This window comes from Crenobacter caeni (assembly GCF_010435965.1).
In the GTDB taxonomy this organism is placed as follows: domain Bacteria; phylum Pseudomonadota; class Gammaproteobacteria; order Burkholderiales; family Chromobacteriaceae; genus Craterilacuibacter; species Craterilacuibacter caeni.
Map to the genome: position 1 here is coordinate 170,643 of NZ_JAAGAA010000004.1, position 24,976 is coordinate 195,618.

Sequence of the window (24,976 nt, forward strand, 5' to 3'; positions counted from 1 at the left end):
GGCGGCAATGGAATGCGTTCAGTCTGGCACGCGCGGGCGCGTGCCGCCGGGTCAAGCCTTCAGCGCCGCGGCGAGCGTGGCCGCGCCGACAAAGCCGGTGTAGCGCTGGCGCTCCTGGCCGTTTGCGTCGAGGATGATCAGGCCGGGTGGCCCCCACAGCCCGTACCGCTTGAGCAGCGCCTGCTGTTCGGGGGTGTTGTCGGTGACGTCGACCCGGATCGCGGCGTAAGGCGCGAGCGCGCCGCGCACGGCGGGGTCGGGGAAGGTTTCGGCGTCCATCTGCTTGCAACTCACACACCACTGAGCGGTAAAGTCGATCACCGCCGGGCGGTTTGCTGCGCGCGCGTCGGCGAGCTGGCGGTCAAGTTCTTCGCTGCCAGTGACGGTGTGCCAACTATCGAGTGGGCGCTTGCCCTCGGCGGACGCCTGCGCGGCAAGCCAGGCCAGCGGCCTGGCTGGGTCGCGCTCGCCGGCGAGCACGCCGGCCAGTTGCGCGGTGCCGACGACAAACAGCGCGAGGCCGAGCGCCTTGCCCAGCTTGCGCGCGGCGCCCGCGTTGCCCGGCAGCGCCTCGAAGGCGCGCAGGAAGACGGCCGAGCCGATCGCAAGCGCCGCCCACGCGAGCATGACCAGCGCCGGCATCAGGAAGGGTGCGGCCATGCGGATGGCCAGCGCGAGCATCACGACGCCGAACACGGCCTTCACCGTCTTCATCCACGCGCCGGCCCGCGGCAGCGCGTGCCCGCCGAACAGCCCCAGCAGCAACAGGGGCGCGCCAAGGCCCAGCGCCATCGCGTAAAGAGCCGCGCCGCCGAACAGCGCATCCCCGGTCGCGCCGATGTAGCCGAGCGCGAGCGCGAGCGGCGGCGCGACGCAGGGGCCGACCAGCAGCGCGGAGAGCGCCCCCATCAGCGCGACGCGCGCGAAGCGCCCGCCGCCGACACGGTTGGAGCGTTCGGCGATGCGCGACTGCCAGCTGCTGGGCAACTGCAGGGCGAACACATCGAACATCGACAGCGCCATCAGCACCAGAAGGGCGCTGGCCGTCAGTACGACCACAGGCTGCTGCAGCCAGACGGTCAGCAAGGCACCGGTCATGCCGGCGGCGACGCCGACGGCGGTGTAGGTGAGCGCGAGCCCCTGCACGTAGGCAAAAGCCAGGGCGAAGCCGCGTCGGCGGGTGATGGCCGCGCCTTCGCCGGCGATCAGTGCCGAGACGATGGGAAGTAGGGGGTACATGCACGCGGTCAGCGCCATGCCGAGGCCCGCGACAAAGAAGAGCGCGAGGGTGGTCAGTGGCGGGCCGTCGCCGAGGCGGGCCGACGGGCTGCCTGCAGCCGGCGCGCCAAGCCACGCGGCGAGTGCACCCTTCTTGGTGTTGTCGCCGGGTTTCAGTGTCTGCGTCACCGGCGGGTAGCAAACGCCGATGTCCGCGCAGCCCTGGTAGCGCACCTCGAGCGCGGTGTCTGCCGGGGCGTCGGCCGAAAGCGGCAGCGTGATGGACAGGGCGCTGGTATAGATTTGCTGCAGGCCGAAGAAGGGGTCGTCCTTTTCCTTGCCCGCGGGCAGCGCGGGGACCGTGACGGCACCGGCCGGGATCGGGCGGATGCTGATGCGTTCGCGGTACAGGTAGTAGCCCGGCGCGATCTCGAAGCCAAGCCTGAGGGCGTCGCCGTCACGGATAAGGCTGGGAGCGAACGCCTTTTCGGGCGGCAGCAGGTCGTCCTGTTCGATGGCCTGGACCGGCCAGGCGAACAGGGCGATGAGCAGGGCGGCAAAGGCGGCAAACAGGCGGGTGCGGGTCAGGGCACAGGATGTTTTCGGCATGGCTGGATTGTCGGGGGGCGCGAGCCCGCTGGCAAGCCTGAACTACGCGTCGACGGCGACCCGGTCGCGCCCGGCGCGCTTGGCGCCGTACATCGCGCGGTCGGCGCCGGCCAGCAACTGGGTGAGCGTCTGGCCTGCATGGGCCTGGGCGACGCCGAAGCTCATCGTCATCGGGGGCAAGGTGCCGTCCGGTTCTGGCGTCAGGACCTTGAGCGCTTCGCGCAGGGACTCGACCAGCGTCAGCGCGCCGGTGAGCGTTGTCTGCGGCATCAGCAGCAGGAACTCCTCGCCGCCCCAGCGCGCGCACAGGTCGCTCGCGCGGATCCGTCCTTCCAGCGTGCAGGCGACCAGGCGCAGCGCTTCGTCACCCGCGCCGTGCCCCCAGCCGTCGTTGATGCGCTTGAAGTGGTCGACGTCGCCCAGCGCGATGCAGAAGGGCTCGCCGCCGCGGGCGAGCCGCTGCAACTCGGCTTCGATCCGGCCGTACATGTAGCGCCGGTTGTAAAGGCCGGTCAGCTCGTCGCGCTCGGACTGTTCGCGCAATTCGTCGTTGAGCTCCTGCAAGGACTTCTGGTAGCGGTCTGAAATGCGCAAAAGCCGGGTGAGCTGTCGCAACTGGCGCTCGTAGCGGTCGGCGTATCCCATCCCGCGCTCTCGCTCGGCGTTCTGGTAACGGTCGGCGATGCGGGTGAGGCGCTCCAGCGCGTGGGCGTGTTCGCCGTAGCGCTGGTAGAGCTCGGCAAGCGCGTCGCGGAGCGGGTGGCCGTGCCACTGGGGGTCGGCCAGCAGCTCGGCGATGCGCGTATCCAGAAGATCGCTCATCGGGTTTCGCAAGCCTCGATGGTGAAGGGGAAGCTGCAGTCTTCGCGGAACTCCTCCGCAAGCTCGGCGACCCGTTCGTTGTCGCTGTCGTAGCGCCAGGTCAGGCTGACGTCGCGCCCGGCCTGGAACGCCTCTTCGGCCTGGTCGAGGATGTCCATCAGGATGCGTACGCTGCTGGTGTTCAGGTAGAGCAGCGCAAGCTCCAGGCGCAGCGGCGCGTCGGTCTGCGCCAGGTGCTGTTTGACCCACGCGAGCAGCGGCGCGAAGAATTCGAACGCGTGTTCGGGGTAGGAGTCGCCGGCCAGTTGCAGGGTGCCGCTTGCACCGTCGGTGCGGATCATCGGGGTCGAGTTGGTCGCGATAATGTTCAGTTCGTTCACTTTGTTGCCTCCAAAATTCAGATGACGACCTGCAGGCTGAAAAAGCCCAGCGCCGGGTCCATGCGCTGCAGGAAGGCCGCCGGCGGCTGGCTGGCGCGGCGGGCAATGTCGATCAGGCCAAGCCCCGCGCCGCTGGCCGCGTCAGGTTCGATCGGCGCGCGCAACTGCGCCTTGTAGGCCGCCTTGAGCGCCGCCTTGTCGAGGCCTGCTAGCGCCTCGACGCGCGCGAGCAGGGCTTCGCCGTCCGCGTACTGCACCACGTTGCCCGCGCACACCTCGTAGCGGCCGTCGGCGCGGTGCGAGATGACCAGCGTCGCGCCGGTGTGCACGTCGGGGACCGCGTTGCGCGACGTGTAATGGCGGATGTTCTGCGTCAGCTCGATGTAGATCGCGAACACGTCGGTGATGGACGAAGGCGCCGCCTCCAGTGCCTCGAGGTGGCGTCTGAGCGCGAGCCCGATCTCCTCGATCAGCGTGGCCGAAAAAGGGCCGTTGAAGCTCATCAGGATGGCGTTGCGGTCGAAGGTTTCTCTGAGGGCGAGCAGGTCCTGTGGTTTCATGCGGTCTCCAGGGCGCAGGGCGCGACACCGAATACGGCGATGTCGTCCAGTTGGGCGTTGTGGGTCTGGTAAGCGTCAAGCGTGGCGGCGAGCGCGGCCGCGCGTTCCGGCCAGGGCAGGCCGGCGAGCGATACGAGCGTGGCCTCGAAGCGGGCGCGGCCGAACGCGCGCAGCGGCTCGCCCCCGCGCTGGTCGAGCAGACCGTCGCTGGTCAGGTAAAGCGCGAGGGTCGGGGTCAGCGCGAGGGTCTGGTTGGCGGGCGCGGGGGGGCGCTTGTCCCCCAGCGCGCGGCGGTCGCCGCCGAGCACGCGCACGGCTTCGCCGTCGGCGCAGTAGAGGTCCATATGTGCACCGGCGAAGGTCGCGCTGCCGCTTGCGTGGCAGACATGGCAGAGCGCGGCGTCCATCGTGGTGCTCACCTGGGCGTTGTCCGCGGCGAAGCGGCCGCGCACCGCGGCGTCCATCGCGCGAAGCAGGGCGGCCGGGTCGTCATCCGGCGCCTCGAGCAGGGCGGTCTTGAACGCGGCGTGCGCGAGCATGGTCATCAGCGCGCCGGATACGCCGTGGCCGGCGCAATCGACCAGGCCGAACAGGAAACCCTGTCGGGTCGGCGTGAACAGGTAGAGGTCGCCGCTGACCACGTCGCGCGGGCGCCAAAGCACCAGGTGGCGGCCGGGGAGCGCCGTGCCGAGCGCGGCATCCGGCAGGATGCCTTGCTGGATCAGGCTCGCGTAGCGGATGCTGTCGGACACCTTGCGGTGGGTCTCGCTGAGCGTGCGGTGGGCGTCGCCCAGCGCCTGTGTGCGCTCGGCGACCTTGTCCTCGAGCTCGTGGGTGTGCGTCTCGATGGTCGCCGAGAGCTGGCGGCAGGCGTCGGCGAGCTGGCCGACCTCGTCGCTGCGGTGAACCGGCACCCGGGTCGCGTAGTCGCCGGCAGCCATCCTGCGCACGGCGGCGGTCAGCCGGGTCAGGGGCCTGAGCAACTGGTGGTCGAGGCTGATGGTCAGCAAGAGCAGGCTCAGCAACAGCAGCACGCCAACCGCGGCGAAGGCGCCCCACAGCAGCGAGGCGTCGCCTGCGGCGACCCGCTGCGGATCGACCGTGGTCACGTTGAACCAGTCAAGCAGGGGCAGGTAGGCCACGGCGATCACCTGCTCGCGCCCGTCCAGCCGGCCGACCAGGGTCTTGACCTTGCCGTCCGCCGCCGCTGACGCGAGCGCCGAGGCCAGCGCGTCCCGTGCGGCGGTGTCTGCCAGCAGCCCTGCGAGGCGCTGGGCGTCGGAGGCCGGCGCTGCCGTGCCGAATGCGATGTTGGCGACGTCCTGGTGCGCGCGGATCACCCCGGCGCGGTCGAGCAGCATGCCGCCCACCCCGGGGCGGCTGCCGTGCACGTACTGGTCGACAAAGGGTTGCAGCGACAGGCCGGTGCCGATCACGCCAAGGCCCTGGCCGCCGTCGCGCACCTGCACGTTGAACCACAGCATGCTGCGCTGCATTTCTTGGTTGACGTCGATATTGACGCGGTAAGCCTTCTTGCCGTGCAAGGTGGTGTAGAACCAGCGGTCGTCCGCCTTGCCCGCCTGCAGGGCGTAGCGCGCGGCGTCGCTGAACGGCAGCTTGTTGTCGTTGTAGTAGTAGTAGCCGGAGGCAGCCGGCACGACGAAATAGGACTGGTCGGTGAACAGCTGGCGGTAGGATTCCGCCTCGGCAAAGAAGATCCGGCGGTTGTCCGGGTCATCTTCGTCTCGCATGAAACTGCGGGTCAGTTCGGCGTCGGCCAGCTTGCGTGCGAGTGCGAGCTCCCGGCTGATCGGCGCGAGCAGTTTCTCGCGGTTGAGTGCCGCGTGCTCGCGCGCGAAGGATTCGGCCAGCCGTGTCTGCACGCGGTCCATCGCGAACAGCCCGACCGCCGCGGCGATGGCCAGCGTGAGCACTGCAAGCAGTGCGGTCATGAGGACGACGCGGGCACGGATGCCCAGCTGGCGAAGGAAGTGCGGCATGCGCTTGATCGGGTGCTCCGGAGCTGCAGTGGGCGGATTGTAACGACACGCCATTGCAATGACAAACAATTGATATCATTGCGGGGCGTATGACATAAAAGCAAAAACAAGACCAACTCGAGGACGAACACATGTCGCACAGCACGCCCTTATCGCGGCCGCCGCTACATTTCGCGCACGCCAATAGTTTCCCGGCGAGCGTGTACCGCAAACTGCTCGCCGATCTCGCCACGCACTACGAGGTGGGTTTCATTGACGCCATCGGCCACAACCCGGCGTTCCCGGTCTCCGATTGCTGGCCGCACCTGGTGCGCGAGACGATCGCGCATATCGAGACTAACTACCGCGAACCGGTGTGGGGCGTCGGGCACTCGCTGGGCGGCTTCATGGTGTTCTACGCGGCGATCGAGCGGCCCGACCTCTTTCGCGGCATCGCGATCCTCGACTCACCCCTGATGGGTCCGCTGCGCTCGCGCGGCATCTGGCTGGCCAAGCGTCTGGGCTTCATCCACAAGGTGACGCCGGGGAAGAACACCTTGACCCGGCGCGACAACTGGGCGGGGGTCGACAGCGTGCGCGACTATTTCGCGAGAAAGCCGATGTTCGCGCGCTGGGACGCCGACTGCCTTGCCGACTACGCGAGGCACGGCACAGTCGACAACGGCGCGGGCGGGCGGCGCCTGAAGTTCAGACCCGCCATCGAACATGCGATCTACGGCACCTTGCCGCACAACCATCCGCGCCTTAGCGGCCGGCTCAAGGTCCCCGGCGTGTTTGTCGCCGGCGCTGACTCCGACGTGTTGCGCAAGGGCGACCTCTCGTGGATGCAGCGTCACTTCGGGCTGGACGTCGTCCACCAGCGCGGCAGCCATCTGTTTCCGTTCGAGCACCCGCTGGAGACCGCGCATCTTCTGCGCACCCAACTGGAGCGGCTGGCCGCGCGTACGTGAAAAAGCCCGGCACGGGCCGGGCTCGGGCAGCGGGGGTATGGCCGGGTTTACTTGGCCGCGGACGCCGCCTGCGCGGCAGGGGCTTCGACCGTCTTCCAGGCGCCGTTCTCCAGCCGGTACAGGGTGACGGTGCCGCCGACGATGTCGCCCTTGGCGTCGAAGGCGATCGGGCCGGTCACGCCGTCGAGCTTGGTTTTGGGCAGTTCGGCAAGGTACTTGGCCGGCTCGGCCGAGTCCGCGCGCTTCATCGCGTCGATCAGCACGCGGGTCGCGTCGTAGGTGTACGGCGCGTACGCTTGGATGTCGCCGCCGAAGCGCTTCTTGAAGCGCTCGCTGAACGTGGCGTAACCCGGCATTTTCTCCTTGGACGCGCCGGCGCTCGACGCGTAGCTGCCGTTGGCCGCCTCGCCGCCAAGCTTGACGAATTCGGCGGTGTTCACGCCGTCCGCGCCCATGTACGGCACGGCAAGGCCGACTTTCTTCATCTGCTTGACCATCGGACCGGCCTGCGCGTCCATGCCGCCGTAGAACACCAGGTCAGGCTGGCTGCCCTTGATCGAGGTGAGGATGGCCATGAAGTCGCTGGCGCTGTTGGTCGTGTACTCGCGCTTGACCACCTTGCCGCCGGCCGCCTCGACCGCGCGCGCGAAGTCGTCGGCCAGGCCCTGGCCGTAGGTGCTGCGGTCGTCGATCACCGCGATCTTCTTCGCGCCGAGCGCGCCCACCGCATGCGCGGCCAGGGCGTTCCCCTGCTGGGTGTCGTTGGCGATGATGCGGAAAGTGTTGGCGTAGCCTTGCTGGGTGAACTTCGGGCTGGTCACCGACGCGGCGACCATCGGCACGCCGGCGTCCGAATAGATGCGCGAGGCGGGGATGGTCGCGCCCGAGGTCAGGTGGCCGACGACGCCGGCGACGCCCGCGTCGACAAAGCGCTGGGCGACCTGGGTGGCGACCTTGGGGTCGGCCTGGTCATCTTCAGAGACCACCTCGAACTTGATTTTCTGCCCGCCAAGCGTCACGCCTTCTGCGTTGGCTTCCTCGACGGCGAGGACCACGCCGTTGTCGCTGTCGCGGCCCCAGTGTGCGAACGGGCCGGTCAGCGGGTTGGCCGAGCCGATCTTGACGACCTGGACATTGTCGGCCGCGGCGGACGACGCGTCGGTGGCGGCGGATTCGGCGCCTTGTTTGCCGCAGGCGGCGAGGGTGGCGAGCGCCAGCGCGCCCAGGGTGAAACGGAATGCTTGCATGGTGTGCCCTTTGATATGAAATGGAGGTTTCGTTTTTTAGGGTCCAGCAGCGTTCAATGCTTGTGGCACTGTATGCTTCGGCGCGGCGGCTTGCCGTTCCGGCTTTAATCGATTGGATGCAATCGATTAATGACATGGCGTTATATTTATCGCACTGTGGCAATCAGGTCAATTGCATTGTTGGTTTATAAAGAGCAGTTAATATTGCCCGGCTCTATAAAAAGAGAGTAATTTCATGGACAATTGTTAGGAATTGCCTAACCCCGCAAAAGCCTTTGAGCCAATGAACTCTCTCCCTGTCCTGACACAGGCCCTGGATCAAGGGGTCCGCAGTGACCTCGTGTTGCCGTTGCTGCTTGAAAACTCTCCCGAGAGCATTGTCGTCACCGATGTTGAAGCGAATATCGTCTACGCCAACCCGCGTTTTTGTGCGTTGACCGGTTACCGGGCGGACGAATTGATCGGCCGTAACCCGCGGGTGCTGAAGACCGGCCACACGGACGACGAAACCTATCGCCAGATGTGGCGACAGCTGAGCCGGGGGGAGCCCTGGCGCGGCACCTTCCTTAACCGGAAGAAAAACGGCGAGGCGTACTGGGAGGACGCGCGGATCCTGCCGGTACGCGACGAGACGGGCCTGATCGTCCGCTACCTGGGCATCAAGGAAGAGATCAGCGAGCGCTTGCGCATGCAGGAGAAGCTTGCGCGTCTCGTCCATTACGACGCGTTGACCGGACTTGCCAATCGCGAGCGGCTTGGGGCGGAGCTGAGCCGGCTGAGCCTCGACAGCCGTGACGGTTTGCTGCTTTTCTGCATCGACCTCGATGGCTTCGGCAAACTGGCAGCCCGGCTCGGGGCACTTGGCACGGATGCATTGATCTGTGAGCTGGCCGACGGATTGGCCATGCTGGCGGGCGAGGGCGGGGTCGCCGCGCGGCTGGGCGACGACGAATTTGCATTGCTCGCAAACGCCAGCGAAGGGGCGCGCCTCGCGACGGCCATCCCCGAATTGCTTGCCACGCTGACCACACCCTTGTTCGCGAGCATCGGCGAGGCCCGCCTGCCGGCTTCGTTCGCCGGACAACAACCTGCGGCACACCTGGTCAGGCATGCCATGGAGGCGATGCATGCGGCCAAGCACGCTGGAGGCAACCGCCTGGTCGTGTACGGTAAGGCTGGAACTCGCGCAGCGCCTTCGCACTGTCCGTCGCGAGACATGCTCAAGGATGGGTCGCTCATCCTGTTCTACCAGCCCATCGTCCATGCGGACGGCTCGCTCGCCGGCGCGGAGGCCTTGCTGCGCAGACGGCGGCCAGACGGCATCTACCTGCCGCCTGCGGACGTGCTCGCCACATTCGCCGCCGATGGCATTGAGTGCGAACTCGACCTTTACGTGCTCGCGCAGGCGCTTTCACAAATCGTCTGCTGGCTGAAGGCCGGGCGTGGGGTCGACGTGTCTGTCAACCTGCATGCGCAGACGCTGCAGTCGCCCGGGTTTGTCGATACGCTAGCCTCCATGCTGGAGGGGCATGGTCTTTCCGGCGCGCCGCACCTGACGCTCGAGATCCTGGAGGGCGTCGCGCTGACCGACCTTGCGCACGCGCGAAAGGTGGTCAGCGAATGTCGCGCCCTTGGCGTAGGGGTCGCGATCGATGACTTCGGCAGTGCGTATGCGTCGCTCGGCTATCTGCGCAGCCTGCCGGTGACCCGCGTCAAGCTTGAGCGCACTTTCGTGCAATCGATGTTCGACGACGAGGGTGCGCGGGTGATTGTTGAGAGCGTGCATGCCTTGGTCAGCGCCTTCGGCGCAGAGCTGGTCGCCGAGGGCGTGGAAACCGAGCGCCACGCCCAGCACCTGGCGACATTGGGCCCGATGCTGATGCAAGGCTACGCTTTCGCGCACCCCATGGCTGCCGCCGATTTCGAATCCTGGCGCGCCAGCCGCGCGCCGTAAAAACAGAAAAGCCGCCCGGGAAGGGCGGCTTTGCGAAACGCAGCAGGTTTACTGGGCGGCGCTGGCGGCCGGCGCGGAAGCCGCTGCGGCCGGGGCGGCGGCACCGCCGACGGTGGTCAGCACTTCCCACTTGCCGTTCTTGACCTGGTAGACGGTGACCGAACCGTTCTTGATGTCGCCCACCTCGTCAAACTGCAGGTTGCCGGTCACGCCATCGTGGTTGGTCTTGCCGACTTCCGGCAGGTACTTGGCCGGTTCGGTCGAGCCCGCGCGCTTCATCGCGTCGACCAGGATCATCACCGCGTCGTACTCGTACGGCGCGTAGATCTGGATTTCCTGGCCGTTGAAGCGCTTCTTGAACTTGTCGTTGAAGCTCGCGAAGCCCGGCAGTTTTTCCTTCGGCTGGCCCGGGCTCGCGGCCAGCTGGCCTTCGCTAGACTCGCCGGCGAGCTTGATGAATTCCGGAGTCTGCCAGCCGTCGCCGCCCATCAGCTTGGCCTTGATGCCCAGGCGCTGCATCTGCTTGGCCAAGGGGCCTGCCTGCGCGTCCATGCCGCCGTAGAAGATCACGTCCGGGTTGGTCGCCTTGATCGAGGTCAGGATCGCGTTGAAGTCGGTCGCGTTGTTGGTGGTGAACTCGCGCTTGACGACCTGCGCGCCCTTGGCCTTGACCGCGCCTTCGAACTGGTCGGCCAGACCCTGGCCGTAGGCGGTGCGGTCGTCGATGATCGCGACTTTCTTCGCCTTCAGGTTGTCGACCGCGAATTCGCCCAGCGCCTTGCCCTGCTGGATGTCGTTGGCGATCACGCGGAAGGTGGTCTTGAAGCCCTGCTTGGTGTAGTCAGGGTTGGTCGCCGACGGCGAGATCTGCGGGATGCCCGCGTCGGAGTAGATCTTGGACGCCGGGATGGTGGTGCCGGAGTTCAGGTGGCCGACCACGCCGACCACGCCGGCGTCAACCAGACGCTGTGCGACCTGGGTGCCGATTTTCGGGTCCGCCTGGTCGTCTTCGGAAACGAGTTCGAACTTGACCTTTTCGCCGCCGATTTCGGTGCCCTGCGCGTTCAGCTCCTCGATGGCGAGGATGGCGCCGGCTTCGTTGTCCTTGCCGAGGTGGGCGATCGGGCCGGTCATCGGCGAGACCTGGCCGATCTTGACGACTTTCTCGCCGGCCGCGGCCGGTGCCGATGCGTCGCCGGTCTTGGCTTCTTCCTTGCCGCAGGCGGCGAGGGTCATGACGGCGGCGGCGATGATGCTCAGACGGGCAATGTTTTTCATCCCTGTGTTTCCCCTGGTTGTCCTTGTTGGGTTGACCGGCGATGTCGCCGGCATGAACACAGTTTATGTTATCTGCCCGTCGGTATGTCAATCGGGTTTATGGCGCGCCATGGCTTTCAAAACAAATAAAAATTTTATTGCGTAGCACCGGCTGATTTGGCAATTTCCAATCGATTATCCGCTTTAACCTTGGCGTTTTGAGTCCAGTCGCCGAGTGTGGCGACCGTGATCCGCCCGAGCGCGGCGATCCAGTCGCTGCTTTCGTTCAGGCACTCGATGTAGCGGTAGTCGCGCCCGCCCGCGGCCATGTACGCCTGCTTGCCTTCCATCGCAATTTCCTCAAGCGTCTCCAGGCAGTCGGCGACAAAGCCCGGACACGCGATGTCGACGCTCGAGACGCCCTCACGGGCGAGTTTCTCCAGGGTCGGCTCGGTGTAGGGCTGCAGCCATTCGGCACGCCCGAAGCGGCTCTGGAAGGTGACGATATAGTCGTCCTTGGCAAGATCCAGCGTTTGGGCGAGCAGGCGGCCTGTCTTCAGGCATTCGCAGTGGTAAGGGTCGCCAAGATCCAGCGTGCGGCGCGGCACGCCGTGGAAACTCAGCACCAGCTTTTGCGCGCGCCCGTGGGTGGCCCAGTGCGCGCGGATGCGTTCGGCCAGCGCGCCGATGTAGCCGGCATCGTCGTGGAAGTGGCGCACCGTGCGTACTTCGGGCATGTTGCGCTGCTTCATGAGTGCCCGGAACACCGCGTCAAGCGCGGTGCCGCTGGAAGAGGCGGCGTACTGCGGGTAAAGCGGGATCACCACCAGCCGCTCGACGCCCTGAGCACGCATGCGCGCGAGGGTGTCCGCCACCGACGGGTTTCCGTAGCGCATCGCGAAGTCGACCACCATGCCCGGCAGCCCCTGCTCGCCCAGCCAGCCTTTGAGCAGTTTTGCCTGGCGCTGCGTATGTACGAAAAGCGGCGAGCCTTCGGCGGTCCACACCGACGCGTACTTGGCGGCGGATTTCTTGGGCCGCAGGGTGAGGATCACGCCGTTGAGGATGGGCCACCACACAAGGCGCGGGATCTCGACGACGCGCCTGTCCGACAGGAATTCCTTCAGGTAGGGGCGCAGCGCCTTGGCGGTCGGCGCCTCGGGGGTCCCCAGATTGATCAGCAATACGCCGGTTTTGGGCGTGTAGTCGTGGCGGAATTCTGGCTCTGGCAGGAAGTCGGGCATGGCGTCTGTTTTTCTTGGTCGGGCCCGGCACGCGCCGGGCGGTTTCACATTTCTTCGCGGGCGGGCACCAGCACGGTGCGGTTGCCGTTGGTCTCCATCGGAGAGACGATGCCGGCCGCTTCCATCTGCTCGATCAGCCGCGCCGCGCGGTTATAGCCGATGCGCAAATGGCGCTGCACCGAAGAGATCGACGCCTTGCGCGTCTTCATCACGATGGCGACCGCCTCGTCGTACAGCGCGTCCGCTTCGCCGTCCGGCGCCGCGCCACCGGCCGCGTCCCCCGTTTCGCCGTCGCAACCGCCGGTGAGGATGCCCTCGACGTAGTCGGGCGCGCCGGTGGATTTCAGGTACTCGACCACATGGTGCACCTCGTCGTCGGCGACGAACGCGCCGTGCACGCGGTTGGGATAGCCGGTGCCCGGCGGCAGGAACAGCATGTCGCCCATGCCCAGCAGCGCCTCGGCGCCCATCTGGTCGAGGATGGTGCGGCTGTCGATCTTGCTCGACACCTGGAAGGCGACGCGGGTCGGGATGTTGGCCTTGATGAGGCCGGTAATCACGTCGACCGACGGACGCTGGGTGGCCAGGATCAGGTGGATGCCGGCCGCGCGCGCCTTCTGCGCGAGGCGGGCGATCAGCTCCTCGATCTTCTTGCCGGCGACCATCATCAGGTCGGCCAGCTCGTCGATCACCACCACGATCAAGGGCAGGGTGTCCAGCGGCTCCGGCGTCTCCGGGGTCAGGCTGAACGGGTTGGGGATCTTCTCGCCGGCCTTTTCGGCCTCGCGGATCTTCTGGTTGTAACCGGCGAGGTTGCGCACGCCCAGCTTGGACATCAGCCGGTAGCGCTTCTCCATCTCGGCCACGCACCAGTTCAGCGCGTTGGCCGCGTGCTTCATGTCGGTGACCACCGGCGCCAACAGGTGCGGGATGTCCTCGTAGATCGACAGTTCCAGCATCTTCGGGTCGACCATGATCAGGCGCACTTCCTTGGGGGTCGCCTTGTAGAGGATGGACAGGATCATCGCGTTGATCGCGACCGACTTGCCCGAGCCGGTGGTGCCGGCCACCAGCATGTGCGGCATCTTGGCGAGATCCGCGATCACCGGCTGGCCGGCGATGTCCTTGCCCATCGCCATGGTGAGCTTGGACGCGTTGTTCTGGTAGAGCCCGGAGCCAACGATCTCGGAGAGGCGGACGATCTGCCGCTTGGGGTTGGGCAGCTCAAGGCCCATGTGGGTCTTGCCGGGGATGGTCTCGACCACGCGGATCGACACCAGCGACAGCGCGCGTGCCAGGTCCTTCATCAGGTTGACGATCTGCGCGCCCTTGACGCCGACCGCCGGCTCGATCTCGTAGCGGGTGATCACCGGGCCCGGGTAGGCGGCGACCACCTTCACCTCGACGCCGAAGTCGGCCAGCTTGCGTTCGATCAGGCGCGAATTGAATTCGACCGTATCCGGCGACACCGGGTCCTGCTGCGCCTTGGGCGCTTCCAGCAGGGTGAGCGCGGGCAACTCGGTGTGCTCGCCGTCGGAGAATAGCGACGCCTGCACCGGCTTGGCGAGCGCGGGTGCCTGCGGGATGTCGAGCACCGGCGGCTCGATGCGCACCGGCGGCTTGTCGGCCAGTTTCTGCTTTTCTTCCTGAACCTTGCTTTCGCGCTTTTCCTTGACCATGGCGCCGACCTTGCGGTCTTCCCGCGCCTGGTAGCGCTGGTAGAGGCGCAGGACAAAGTCCTCGAGCGCGCCGCCGACCCGCTCGGAGAGCTCGAGCCAGGACAGGCCCGTCCACAGGGAGACGCCGGAGGCGAAGGTGACGATCAGCAACAGCCCCGCGCCGGTGGAGCCGAAGGCATGGGTCAGCAGATTGGCGACGCTCTCGCCGAACAGTCCGCCGGCAGCCAGCGGCAGCGACAGGGCCTTGCCCGAGAGCAGCATGGATTCGATGCCGGCGCTGCCGACCATCAGGCAGGCGAAGCCGGCCAGCGTCGGCCACGGCGGCGGCGCTTCGTCGGCGCCCTGGCCAAGCTTGCGGTAGCCCAGCGCGATGCCGGCCAGGCACAGCACGATCAGCCACCACGCCGAGTAGCCCCACAGGTAGAGCAGGATGTCGGAGAGCCAGGCGCCGAAGCTGCCGCCGTAATTGGTGATCGTGCCCCCGTCTACGCTGTGCGACCAGGACGGATCGGTGATCGAATAGCTGGCGAGGCTGATCACCAGGTAGACGGCGCTGGCGGCCATCAACAGCCACCACGCCTCGCGCAGCAGGCTGGCGAGGTGCGGGGACAGGGGAGTTTTCGAGTTTTTTACGGCTGCTTTGCGTTTGAATAGACGCATGTCACTTGTTCATGTCCGGTGGTTGCGCCCGATTATAACGGCTTGTGCCGTGTTGCGACGCGTCAGCGCGGGTAGAGGGCGCCCAGCACGCGGTTTCCGGCAGCGCCGGTGACCGCCGGCAGGTTGCCGGACAGGCGGTGGACCAGGCGTCTGGCGAGCCAGGCGAACGCGGCGGCCTCGACCTGGTGCACGGGCAGCCCGAGCAGGGCGGTGTCGCCGACGGTGGCTTCGGGCAGGAGCGTGGCCAGGCGGCGCACCAGCGCCCCGTTCAGCGCGCCGCCGCCGCACAGGTAGAGCTCGCGGGTGGCCGGTGCGTGCTGGCGCACCGCGTCGGCGATGGAGGTGGCGGTCAATTCGAGCAGCGTCGCCTGCACGTCGGCGGGTGCGGCATGCGGGTGGTGCGCGAGGTGCGCGTCCAGCCAGGCGAGGTCGAACAGGTCGCGACCGGTGCTCTTGGGCAGCGGTGCGGCGAAGTAGGGCTCGGCCGCGAAACGCGCGAAGAGCGCCGCGTCGACGCTGCCGCTGGCCGCCCACGCGCCGTTCGCGTCGTAGGGGCGGCCGGTGTGGCGCCGGCACCACGCATCCATCAGCATATTGCCCGGGCCGCTGTCAAAACCGGTCACCGTTTGTCCGGGGGTGAGCCGTGTCAGGTTGGCGATGCCGCCGATATTGACGATGGCGCGCGCGACGGACGGGTGCGCGAAGCATTCGTGGTGGAAGGCCGGTACCAGCGGCGCGCCCTGGCCGCCGGCGGCGATGTCGCGCGAGCGAAAGTCGCAGCCGACGTCGATGCCGCAGCGTTCGGCGAGCAGTGCGCCGTTGACGATCTGCAAGGTGTAGCCGTCCTGCGGCGCGTGGCGAACGGTCTGGCCGTGGCAGCCGACGGCGGTGACGGCGCTGGAAGGCACGCCGGCGCGATCGAGTACCGCGGCGACGGCCTCAGCGTAATGGCGGGAGAGGGTGTTGGCGAGCATGGCCGCGCGCGCGAGTTCGTTGCCGCCGACAGGCTGCAGCGCGAGCACCGCGTCGCGCAGCGCGTCGGCAAACGGCACGAAGGCGTCGGCCTCGACGGCCAGCGTGCCGGCCTCGTCAAAACGCACCAGCACCGCGTCGACGCCGTCGAGGCTGGTGCCGGACATCAGCCCGATATAGCGTTCGGCCATAGCTCGCCCCTGTTTGCCTAGTCGAGCTGGGCGACGTTGACCGGCAGCGCACGCAACAGCGCGAGGCGGGTCTCCAGCGACTTCTGGTTGGCCGCAAACGTGCTTTTCTCGGCACGGGTCAGTTCGCGGGCCGGCATCGCGACGGTGACCGGGTTGACCGTGTCGCCGCCGACGCGCACTTCCATATGCAGGTGCGGGCCGGTCGAGCGGCCGGTGCTGCCCACGTAGCCGATCAGATCGCCGGCCTTCACCGTCTTGCCGGCCTTCATGCCCGGCGCGAAGCGGCTCATGTGTGCGTACAGCGTGGTGATGCCCTTGCTGTGCGCGAGGCGCACCACGTTGCCGTAGCCGCTGTCGCGGCTGGCGGAGGCGACACGGCCGTCGGCCGGCGCGTAGATCGGCGTGCCGGTCGGCGCGGCGTAGTCGATACCCTTGTGCATGCGCATGCGCTTGAGGATGGGGTGAAAGCGGAAGCCGTAGCCCGAGCTGACCCGCGCCCCCTTGACCGCCTGCAGCGAGAAGCCCTTTTTCAGCGCCTTGCCGTTTTCGTCGAAATAGGCGCCGGTCTCGCTGTCGAAGGCATGGTAGAACGCGCTGTGGCGCTCGCCGCCCTTCACGATCTCGACCGCGTCGATGTTGCCGGTGCTGATCGGCATCCCTTCGTAGTACATGGTCTGGTACACGAGGTTGATGCGGTCGCCGCGTTTGAGCGACTTGAAGTCGAAGCTGTCCGAGAAAATGTCCGAGAGCTGCGCGCGCACTTCGGAGGGAACGCCGGCCTGCGCGAGCGCGCCGTAGGCGCTGCCCTTGATCTCGACCGAGCGCACCGTGGCGATGGTCTCGGTCGGCAGCGGGTCGGTGCTGGCCTGCCAGGTGCCGCCGCGGTTCTCCAGCACCACCAGAATCTGTTCGCCGTTCTCGTCGTCGTTCAAAAAGCGCAGGGTGAAGAGTTCGCCCTTGTCGTTAGTCTGCACCGACAGCGTCGAACCGGCCCGCAGCTTGAGCACGTCGGCGGGCACGCTGCCCGAATACAAAAAGCGCCGGGCGTCGGCGTCGCCGATGCCGAGGCGGTTGAGCAGGTGGCCCAGCGTCTCGCCGCGCTGGATCTGCGCCTCGCGCCAGTAGCGGGTGGTGTCCGGCGCGGTGCTCGTGAAGGCGGGCAGCGCGAGGCGTTCGCTGACTTGCTGCACGGTCGGCAGCGGCTGTTCGGCCGCGTTTTTCTCGTCTGCGGCGACGGCGACGGTGGTCACCACGCCAAACAGCGGCAACGCGGCGACGACGCCCAGCCAGGCGAATTTGTGGTTGGCGATGAAGCCGGCCATCTTTTGCGGGATGGCCTGCAGTTTGCGATAATCCATGTCCTGCCTGTCCTGTGCCCTCGGGGGCTCTGGCTCCGCCGCCGGCTTGTCGCGGCAACGGGCAAAATTCGAAAAGCCGATGCTATCAAAAAAGTGTCGGCGCTAAAAGATAAAATCCCACTCAAAACAAGGGGATGGTGCGCGTGCGCCAGCGATGCAGATGGCAAGACTAATTTGGTGCGCCGAGGTTCCGCGCCTTGAATTTTGTTTTGCGCGCTGATCCCCCATTTTCACCCGGATTGAAACCGATGAAGTTGACGCTGGCCCTGCCCGGCCTGATCTGGCCGGACGGCCACGACGCGAAGGAAGTGCTCGCCGGCTTGCCGCTACCCGCGCTCTCTTACCTGCTTGGCCGAGGCGTGCTCTGCCCGGCGCCCGCCGCCTTGTCCGCCCTGCAGTCCGGCCTGTTCGGCGCTGCCGCACTAGCGCCCGCCCGCGCGCTGGCGGCCGAAGCCGGCCTTGAAGCGGCGGGCGGTGACTGGCTGCTGGCCGACCCCGTGCACCTGCGCGTGAACCGTGACCGCGCCGAACTTGCCGACGTGGGCATCATGAAACTGTCGCAGGCCGAGGCGGCCAGCCTGATCGCCACGCTGAACGAGCTGTTCGGCGAGGACGGGCTCAAATTTTACGCGCCCGAACCCGGGCGTTGGCTGCTTAGGGTGCTGGCCTTGCCCGACGCGCGCTTCACCGCCCTGTGCGACGCGCTGGGCGAAGACGTCAACCGCCTGTTGCCTGCCGGTGCGGAAGGCCTGCGTTGGAGCAAGCTCATGGGCGAGATGCAGATGCTGCTCTATACGCATCCGGTCAACGACGCGCGCGAGGCGCGCGGCGAGCCGACCGTCAACAGCGTGTGGCTGTGGGGCGGCGGTGCGCCCGAAGCGGCCGCTGCGCCCGAAAGGGCGGTTTATTGCGACGACGCGTGGCTCGCGCGCTGCGCCAAGGCGGTGCAGCCCTTGCCGTGGGAGGCGGACGCCGTACTGCAGGGCGGGCAGGACGCGCTGGTGTGGCTCGACCGCTTGCTCGCGCCCGCCCGCTACCGCGACGCGTGGGGCTACCGCGAGGCGCTCGCCGAACTCGAGCGCGGCTGGTTTGCGCCCTTGCTGGCCGCCCTGAAGGCCGGGCGGATCACCGAGCTTGAAATTGTGTGCGACGGCGAGTCGGGTTTCTCGCTGACCGTGTGCGCGGCCGACCGCTGGCGCTTCTGGCGCAAGGCGCGGCCGCTCGCCTCGGTGGTCGGCGAAACAGGGGGTGCGTCATGTCCTTGATCCGTACCCGTGAAGCGCCGGCCGCGGCGACGCACGCGCTTGCCGAGCAGGGTGTGCACCCCTTGCTTGCGCGGGTGTTCGCCGCGCGCGGTGTCACCGATGCTTCCGACGTCGACTACCCGCTCGCCGGCCTGTTGCCGTGGGAGTCGCTGAAAAATATCCGCGCGATGGCTGCGCGCCTTGCCGACGCGATCGCGCGGCGCGAGAAGCTGTTGGTCGTCGCCGACTACGACGCGGACGGTGCGACCGCGTGCGCGCTGGCGGTGGAGGGTCTCTCGCGCATGGGCGCGGTGGTCGACTACATCGTCCCCAACCGTTTCGAGTACGGCTACGGCCTGTCGCCGCAGATCGTCGAACTGGCCGCCAGCCTCGCGCCCGACGTGATCGTCACCGTCGACAACGGCATCGCCAGTGTCGACGGCGTGAAGGCAGCGCGCGCACGCGGCATCGAAGTGCTGGTCACCGACCATCACCTGCCGGGCGACAGCCTGCCCGACGCGCTGATCGTCAACCCCAACCAGGGCGACTGCCCGTTCCCGTCGAAGAACCTGGCTGGCGTCGGCGTGATGTTCTACGTGCTGCTGGCGTTGCGTGCGCACATGCGCGAGACGGGCGCGTTTGCCGACGGCAAGGGACCGAACCTTGCCGAACTCTTGGACCTGGTCGCGCTGGGCACCGTCGCCGACGTGGTGAAGCTTGACCGCAACAACCGCATCCTGGTTGAGCACGGCCTGCGCCGCATGCGTGCGGGCAGGATGTCGCCCGGGGTCGCCGCCTTGTTCCGCGTCGCCGCGCGCGACGCGAAGAAGGCCAACACCTTTGACCTGGGTTTCACGCTGGGGCCGCGCCTGAACGCCGCCGGGCGGCTGGACGACATGAGCCTCGGCATCGCCTGCCTGTTGTCCCGCGACGAGGAAACCGCCACGACGCTGGCGAGCGAGCTTGACCGCCTCAACCGCGAGCGGCGCAATATCGAGGCGGGCATGCAGGAGGAGGCGCTGGCCGATTTGGCGCTGGTCGACGCCGAGGGGCGCTACACGCTCGCGCTGTTCCACGACGACTGGCACCAGGGCGTGGTCGGCATCGTCGCCTCGCGGCTGAAGGAGCGTTTTCACCGGCCGACCATCGTGTTCGCGCCGGGCGACGACGGGCAAATCAAGGGTTCCGGCCGCTCGATCGCGGGCTTTCACTTGCGCGACGCGCTCGACCTGGTCGCCAAGCGCCACCCCGGGGTCATCGTCAAGTTCGGCGGCCACGCGATGGCGGCCGGGCTCACCATTAACGCCGACGCCTTCGACGACTTCTGCCGCGCCTTCGAGGCGGTCGGCCGAGAACTGCTGACGCCCGACACCCTCGAGCGGCTGATCGAGACCGACGGCGCGTTGCCGGCCGACTGCATGGTGCTTTCCTTTGCCGAGCAACTGGGCGCGATGGTGTGGGGGCAGGGTTTCCCGGCACCGACCTTCCAGGGGCGCTTTTACGTGGTCAGCCAGCGGGTGGTCGGCGGCAAGCACCTGAAGCTCAGGCTGATGCAGGGCGACGCCGAATTCGACGGCATGTTCTTCAACCGCGGCGAATGGCTGCCGGAGACGGTGGACGCGGTCTACCACCTGGCCGCCAACGAATGGCAGGGCCGCAAGGAATTGCAGGTGTATATCGACCATGTGCTGTAAGGGGCAAATATGGAGTGGCTGATCGCGCTGGTCGGCGGTGTGCTTGCCGGCGGCGGCGCGGCGGTGTTGTGGTTGCGCGGCCGCGCCGCGCAGGCCTTCCGCCAGGGGCAGGACGAGGGGCGGCTGGCGGTGGCCGCGCTCGAGGGGCGGCTCGATGCGCTAACCGGCCAGTTGGCCGAGGCGCGCGAGCGGGCGGCCGCCCAGGAGCGGCGCTGCGACGAAATGCGCGCGCTGCTTGCCGACGCGCAGCAGAAACTCGGCGCCTACGGCGCGCGCGCCGCGCGGGTGCCCGAGCTGGAGGCGCGGCTCGCGCAGCTTGAAGCCGAGTTGAGTGCCGAGCGCAGCCGTGCCGCCAGCCTGGACAGCCAGCTCGTGGCGCAGGCGGCACACCACGAGGAGAAGCTCGCGATGCTCGCGTCGGCGCGCGCCGAACTTTCCGACCAGTTCCGCGCGTTGGCCGGCGAAATCCTGGAAGAGAAGACGCAGCGCTTCACCGAGCACAACCGCGAGCAGGTCGGCCTGCTGCTGGGCCCGCTCTCCGAGCGGCTCGGCGAATTCGGCCGTCTGGTGCAGGACACCTACGACAAGGACAGCAAGGAGCGGCTGACGCTGGAGAACGAGCTCAAGCGGCTGACCGCGATGAACGCGCGTCTGGGCGAGGACGCGCTGGCGCTCACCCGCGCGCTGACCGGCGCCAACAACAAGGCGCAGGGCACCTGGGGCGAGATGGTGCTGGAGAAGGTGCTCGAGGCGTCGGGCCTCACGCGCGACCGCGAGTACCGCGTGCAGGTGGCCGACACCGTCGACACCGGCGAGGGCGTCAAGCGTTACCAGCCGGACGTGGTGATCGACCTGCCCGAGGGCAAGCAGCTGGTGGTCGACGCCAAGGTGTCGCTGAACGCTTACGTGCGCTACACGGCAGCGAGCGACGAGGCCGAGCGCGCGCGCGAGCTCGCCGCGCATATCGGCGCCTTGCGCACCCATATCCGCACGCTGTCGGAGAAGCGCTACCAGGACCTCTACCAGCTCAAGACGCTGGACTTCGTGTTCATGTTCGTGCCGGTCGAGCCCGCCTACCTGTTGGCCGTGCAGCACGACATGTCGCTGTTTAGCGAGGCCTTCGAGCGGCGCATCATGATTGTCGGCCCGTCGACGCTGCTGGCCACCTTGCGCACCGTTGAGAGCATCTGGCGCTACGAGCACCAGAACCGCAACGCGCAGGAGATCGCGCGCCAGGGCGGCCTGTTGTACGACAAGTTCGCCGGCTTCGCCGAGACGCTGGAGAAGGTCGGCCGCCAGCTCGACACCGCGCGCGACAGCCACGCGCAGGCGATGCGCCAGTTGAAGGATGGCCGCGGCAACCTGATGTCGCGCGCCGAGAACCTGCGCCTGATGGGCGTCAAGGCGAGCCGCCAGTTGCCCGCACACCTGCTGCCGGAGAGCCTGGACCCCGACGGCGCGCCCGAGGGCTAAGCGGTGGACACCAAGTGGCTGCTCGACTTTGTCGCGCTCGCCGAAGAGCGGCATTTCTCGCGCGCGGCGGCGCGCCGGCATGTCACCCAACCCGCGTTCGGCCGGCGCATCCAGGCGCTCGAGGCGGCGGTCGGCGCGCCGCTGATCGAACGCGGCACCACGCCGGTGACGCTGACCGACGCCGGCTGCCAGTTTCACGCGCTCGCGCGCGGCCTGCTTGCGCAACTGGACGACGGGCTCGAGCGGATCCGCGGCGAAGAGGGCGCGCTTGCCACGCCCATCCGCGTCGCCGCACCGCACGCGCTGGCGTCGCGCCTGCTGCTCGACCTGTTGCAGGCGGGGGCGGACGGTTGCCGAACGGCGGTCGAGGTGATGCGGGTCGACGAGGCAGCCGAGGCGCTGCTCGAAGGGCGCATCGATTTTTTGCTCGGCTTCGAGCTTTTGGCGTTGATGGCGCCGCCTTACCGTAACCTTGCGTTGGGTGACGGCCATTTCCTCTTGGTGTCGGTGCCGGACGCCGCCGGCGCGCCGCGTTTCGACCCGCGTGCGGGCAGCGTGCCCTACCTGCGCTACAGCGCCGATGCCTACGGCGCGCGCCTGATTGCACGGCACAACGCCGACGCCGGCCTGCAACTTGTGCCGCGCTTCGAGACGTCGATGTGCCAGTTGCTTGCCGAAATGGCATTACGCGGTGAGGGCGTCGCCTGGCTGCCGGACGCGCTGATCGCAGGCGACTTGGCCGAGGGGCGGTTGGCCGCCGTCGCGCCCGACACCCTGCGTATCCCCTATCAGGTGCGGCTGTACCGTTCGCCGGCGCGTCAGGGCGAGGCGGCCGAGCGGATGTGGACGGCGCTCGAGGCGCGGCTCGCCGGCGACTGGCGGCTGCTCGCGCCGTGGTGTCCGCAGCGTGCTGATGCCGATCCGGCATAGGCAGACTCTAATCGGCATTTCACAGCGCGCGGCCGATCCGGACAATCGCCCGGGTCTTTCATTTGCGTCTGTTGCCATGAAACCCGATTCGCTGTCGCTGGCCGACTTCTACCGGCTCATTCCCAAGGTCGAACTGCACTACCACCTGTTGGGTGGCGTGCGCCTTGCCACCATGCTTGACCTTGCACGCAAGTACGCGGTGCCGCTTACCGAGCGCGACGCCAAGTGCTACTACCGCGCCCACCAGGCCGAGACCGGCGAGGCGAAGGGCGGCATCGCCGCGCTCGAGTGCCTGTACGCGCTGATGCGCGAAGCAGGCGACTACGCGCGGGTGCTCGAAGAAGTCGCCGAAGACGCGCACGCCTGCGCGGTGCGCTACCTGGAACTCTTCTGGAACCCGAGCGACACCGTGCCGCCTACCGAGGGCGTCGTCGCGGCGCTCGCTGCGGCCATCGCCCGCGTCGAGGCACGCTACGGGATGCGGGTGCGGCTGATCGCGTCGATCAACCGCGAGAAGACGCCGGAAGACGCGGTGGCGATGGTGCGCGAAGTCGCGCGGCTCGCCCACCCCTATGTGATCGGCGTCGGCATCGACTACCGCGAGGACAAGGCGCCGATCGAACATTTCTGGAAGGCGTACCGCCTCGCGGCCGAGGCAGGCCTCAGGCTGACCGGCCACTGCAGCGAATTCGGCCTGCACTGGCGCAACGTGGAGGCCGGCGTCGAGCTGATCGGGCTCGACCGCGTCGACCACGGCTACACCATCGTCGACAACCCCGAGCTTGCCGGGCGCTACGCGAGCCAGGGCGTGCCCTTTACCGTGGTGCCGTCGAACACCTGGTATTACCGGCAGTGGCCCGACCATGACGAGTGGCGGCGCCGCCACCCGATCCGCGCGATGGGGCAACTGGGCTTGTCCATCGTGCCGGCCACCGACGACTGGCATATCCACGCGACCGACGCCGCCAACTGCTACCGCACGCTGGTCGAGGACTTCGGCTTCGACCTCGATAGCCTGCGCGCGATGCTGGAAGTTTCGGTGCGCGCCAGCTGGTTGCCTGAGGCTGACAAGGCGCGGCTGGGGGATGCCTGGCTCGCCGACTTTGACGCGCTGCGCGCGCGCCTGGCGTTTGAACCCGACATCGACGAAGTGTGGCGCATCCGTTACCGGCCCGGCTTTGCCGGGCAGATGGGGGGTGAGGCATGACGACGCTCGCCCAGAAACTGGATGCGCGCTTCGCGCTGACGGCGCAGCACACGAGCGTGCGCCAGGAATTGATCGCCGGGCTGACCACCTTCACCACCATGGCGTATATGGTCGCGGTGGTGCCGGGCATGCTCGCCAAGGCGGGGTTGCCGTTTGGCGCCGCGCTGACCGCGGTGATCGTGATGACGGTGCTGACCACGCTGGCGATGGGGCTCTACACCAACCGTCCCTTCGTGCTGGGGCCGGGCCTGGGTAGCGTCGCCATCTATTCCTACACCCTGCTCGGTGGCGGCGTGCCGCTGGCGGTCGCCAACGGCATCGTGCTGGTCAGCGGCCTGCTCTTCATGGCGGTTTCCTTCCTGGGCGTGCGCGACTTCGTGGTGCGGGTGATCCCGCACGGGGTCAAGGTGTCGGTCGGCGTCGGCATCGGCCTCTTTATCGCGCTGCTCGGCTGCAAGCAGGCGGGCATCGTCGTCGCCGACGCCAAAAAGAACGTGCTGGTGTTCGGCGACTTGTCCGCACCTGCGACCCTGCTCGCGATCGCCGGCTTCTTCCTGGTGCTCGGCCTGTCGGTGCGCAAGGTGCGCGGCGCGATCATCCTCGCCATCGCGCTGATCACGTTGGCCGCCTTGCCGATGGGGCTGACCCGGCTGCCGGCGTCGCCCCTGTCCATGCCCGAGTCGATCTCGGCGCTGGCCTGGCAGGTCGATCTCGTCTCCGCGCTGTCGCCGGCCTACCTGCCGTTCCTGCTCGCGTTCTTCATCCCGGACTTCTTCTCGACGCTGGGTACCCTGCTCGGGGTCGGTGCGCAGGCGGGCTACCTCGACAAGGACGGCAACCTGCCGGGTATCGACCGCAACTTCCACGTCGACTCGACCGCCACCGCCGCCGGCGCCTTGCTGTCGTGCCCGGTGTTGACGACCTACGTCGAGAGTTCGGCCGGGGTTGAGGCGGGCGGGCGCACCGGGCTGACTGCCATCTTTGCCGCGCTGTGCTTCGCGCTCGCGCTGTTCGCGGCGCCCTTGGCCGGGATGATCCCGACCGCCGCCACCGCGCCGGTGCTGATCTATATCGGCGTCGGCATGATGGCGTCGATCCGCAAGGTGAACTTCGACGACGTCACCGAATGCCTGCCGGCCTTCGTCTGTGTCGCGGTGAGCATCTTCAGCTTCAACGCGGGCAACGGTATCGCCGCGGCGATGCTGGTGTACGCGTTCATGAAGCTCGCGACCGGCCGTTACCGCGAGGATCACTGGTCGGTGTACGCGATCGCCTTGCTGATGGTGTACTACTTTTCCATCGTCGCGCGGCATTGAGCGGACGGGCA

The 24,976-nt window shown here is 67.6% G+C and carries 19 protein-coding genes; 8 read left to right on the plus strand and 11 right to left on the minus strand.

Annotated features, from left to right (window positions below; all coding sequences use genetic code 11):
• Nucleotides 1-51: 51 nt before the first annotated feature.
• The 5 genes from dsbD to siaA are packed head-to-tail and all read right to left on the minus strand — an operon-like array spanning nt 52 to nt 5,589.
• Complete coding sequence (gene dsbD, locus GZH52_RS06140) at nt 52-1,827, minus strand: protein-disulfide reductase DsbD (protein WP_163315605.1); 1,776 nt, start codon at nt 1,825-1,827, stop codon at nt 52-54.
• Between the two features lie 42 nt (nt 1,828-1,869).
• On the minus strand, nt 1,870-2,649 hold the full coding sequence (gene siaD / locus GZH52_RS06145; protein ID WP_163315606.1) for a biofilm regulation diguanylate cyclase SiaD: 780 nt from the start codon (nt 2,647-2,649) through the stop codon (nt 1,870-1,872).
• Entirely contained in the window at nt 2,646-3,029 is a 384-nt protein-coding gene (gene siaC / locus GZH52_RS06150; RefSeq protein WP_163315607.1) for a biofilm regulation phosphoprotein SiaC, read from the minus strand. Before siaC ends, siaD begins: the two co-directional genes overlap by 4 nt.
• A gap of 17 nt (nt 3,030-3,046) precedes the next feature.
• On the minus strand, nt 3,047-3,589 hold the full coding sequence (siaB, locus tag GZH52_RS06155; protein WP_163315608.1) for a biofilm regulation protein kinase SiaB: 543 nt from the start codon (nt 3,587-3,589) through the stop codon (nt 3,047-3,049).
• A complete protein-coding gene (siaA, locus tag GZH52_RS06160; RefSeq protein WP_163315609.1) occupies nt 3,586-5,589 on the minus strand; it encodes a biofilm regulation protein phosphatase SiaA in 2,004 nt (667 codons plus the stop codon). The genes siaB and siaA overlap by 4 nt, the downstream gene beginning before the upstream one ends.
• Nucleotides 5,590-5,720: 131 nt before the next feature.
• Between siaA and GZH52_RS06165 the strand changes: the two genes are divergently transcribed.
• Nucleotides 5,721-6,539, plus strand: coding sequence for an alpha/beta fold hydrolase (locus GZH52_RS06165; protein WP_163315610.1), 819 nt, complete (start codon nt 5,721-5,723; stop codon nt 6,537-6,539).
• Nucleotides 6,540-6,586: 47 nt separating this feature from the next.
• On the opposite strand, the gene GZH52_RS06170 is transcribed toward GZH52_RS06165, so the two are convergent.
• Nucleotides 6,587-7,786, minus strand: a complete 1,200-nt coding sequence (locus GZH52_RS06170; protein WP_163315611.1) for a branched-chain amino acid ABC transporter substrate-binding protein — start codon at nt 7,784-7,786, stop codon at nt 6,587-6,589.
• 340 nt (nt 7,787-8,126) lie between these two features.
• On the opposite strand from GZH52_RS06170, the gene GZH52_RS06175 reads away from it, so the two are divergent.
• On the plus strand, nt 8,127-9,740 hold the full coding sequence (locus GZH52_RS06175) for an EAL domain-containing protein (RefSeq protein WP_163315612.1): 1,614 nt from the start codon (nt 8,127-8,129) through the stop codon (nt 9,738-9,740).
• 48 nt (nt 9,741-9,788) lie between these two features.
• Here the strand turns inward: GZH52_RS06175 and GZH52_RS06180 are convergent, their stop codons facing one another.
• The 5 genes from GZH52_RS06180 to GZH52_RS06200 form a co-directional block, all read right to left on the minus strand.
• A complete protein-coding gene (locus tag GZH52_RS06180) occupies nt 9,789-11,018 on the minus strand; it encodes a branched-chain amino acid ABC transporter substrate-binding protein (protein WP_163315613.1) in 1,230 nt (409 codons plus the stop codon).
• A gap of 134 nt (nt 11,019-11,152) precedes the next feature.
• Nucleotides 11,153-12,241 (minus strand): ferrochelatase, encoded by a 1,089-nt coding sequence (gene hemH / locus GZH52_RS06185; RefSeq protein ID WP_163315614.1) that lies wholly within the window; start codon nt 12,239-12,241, stop codon nt 11,153-11,155.
• 44 nt (nt 12,242-12,285) lie between these two features.
• Nucleotides 12,286-14,580, minus strand: a complete 2,295-nt coding sequence (locus GZH52_RS06190) for a DNA translocase FtsK (protein WP_163315615.1) — start codon at nt 14,578-14,580, stop codon at nt 12,286-12,288.
• A gap of 62 nt (nt 14,581-14,642) precedes the next feature.
• Nucleotides 14,643-15,743, minus strand: a complete 1,101-nt coding sequence (locus tag GZH52_RS06195) for an anhydro-N-acetylmuramic acid kinase (RefSeq protein WP_163315616.1) — start codon at nt 15,741-15,743, stop codon at nt 14,643-14,645.
• 17 nt (nt 15,744-15,760) lie between these two features.
• Nucleotides 15,761-17,101 (minus strand): M23 family metallopeptidase, encoded by a 1,341-nt coding sequence (locus GZH52_RS06200; RefSeq protein WP_163315617.1) that lies wholly within the window; start codon nt 17,099-17,101, stop codon nt 15,761-15,763.
• Nucleotides 17,102-17,349: 248 nt separating this feature from the next.
• Here GZH52_RS06200 and GZH52_RS06205 point away from each other — a divergent pair, with 248 nt between their 5' ends.
• From GZH52_RS06205 to GZH52_RS06230, 6 genes are all read left to right on the plus strand, one after another.
• On the plus strand, nt 17,350-18,366 hold the full coding sequence (locus tag GZH52_RS06205) for a hypothetical protein (RefSeq protein WP_163315618.1): 1,017 nt from the start codon (nt 17,350-17,352) through the stop codon (nt 18,364-18,366).
• Nucleotides 18,357-20,039: a single-stranded-DNA-specific exonuclease RecJ gene (gene recJ / locus GZH52_RS06210; protein WP_163315619.1), complete on the plus strand. Its 1,683-nt coding sequence runs from the start codon at nt 18,357-18,359 to the stop codon at nt 20,037-20,039. Before GZH52_RS06205 ends, recJ begins: the two co-directional genes overlap by 10 nt.
• 9 nt (nt 20,040-20,048) lie before the next feature.
• A complete protein-coding gene (locus tag GZH52_RS06215) occupies nt 20,049-21,512 on the plus strand; it encodes a DNA recombination protein RmuC (RefSeq protein ID WP_163315620.1) in 1,464 nt (487 codons plus the stop codon).
• Between the two features lie 3 nt (nt 21,513-21,515).
• Entirely contained in the window at nt 21,516-22,442 is a 927-nt protein-coding gene (locus tag GZH52_RS06220) for a LysR family transcriptional regulator (RefSeq protein ID WP_163315621.1), read from the plus strand.
• A gap of 76 nt (nt 22,443-22,518) precedes the next feature.
• On the plus strand, nt 22,519-23,649 hold the full coding sequence (locus GZH52_RS06225; RefSeq protein WP_163315622.1) for an adenosine deaminase family protein: 1,131 nt from the start codon (nt 22,519-22,521) through the stop codon (nt 23,647-23,649).
• Nucleotides 23,646-24,965 (plus strand): NCS2 family permease, encoded by a 1,320-nt coding sequence (locus GZH52_RS06230; RefSeq protein WP_163315623.1) that lies wholly within the window; start codon nt 23,646-23,648, stop codon nt 24,963-24,965. The genes GZH52_RS06225 and GZH52_RS06230 overlap by 4 nt, the downstream gene beginning before the upstream one ends.
• The last annotated feature ends 11 nt before the right edge of the window (nt 24,966-24,976 follow it).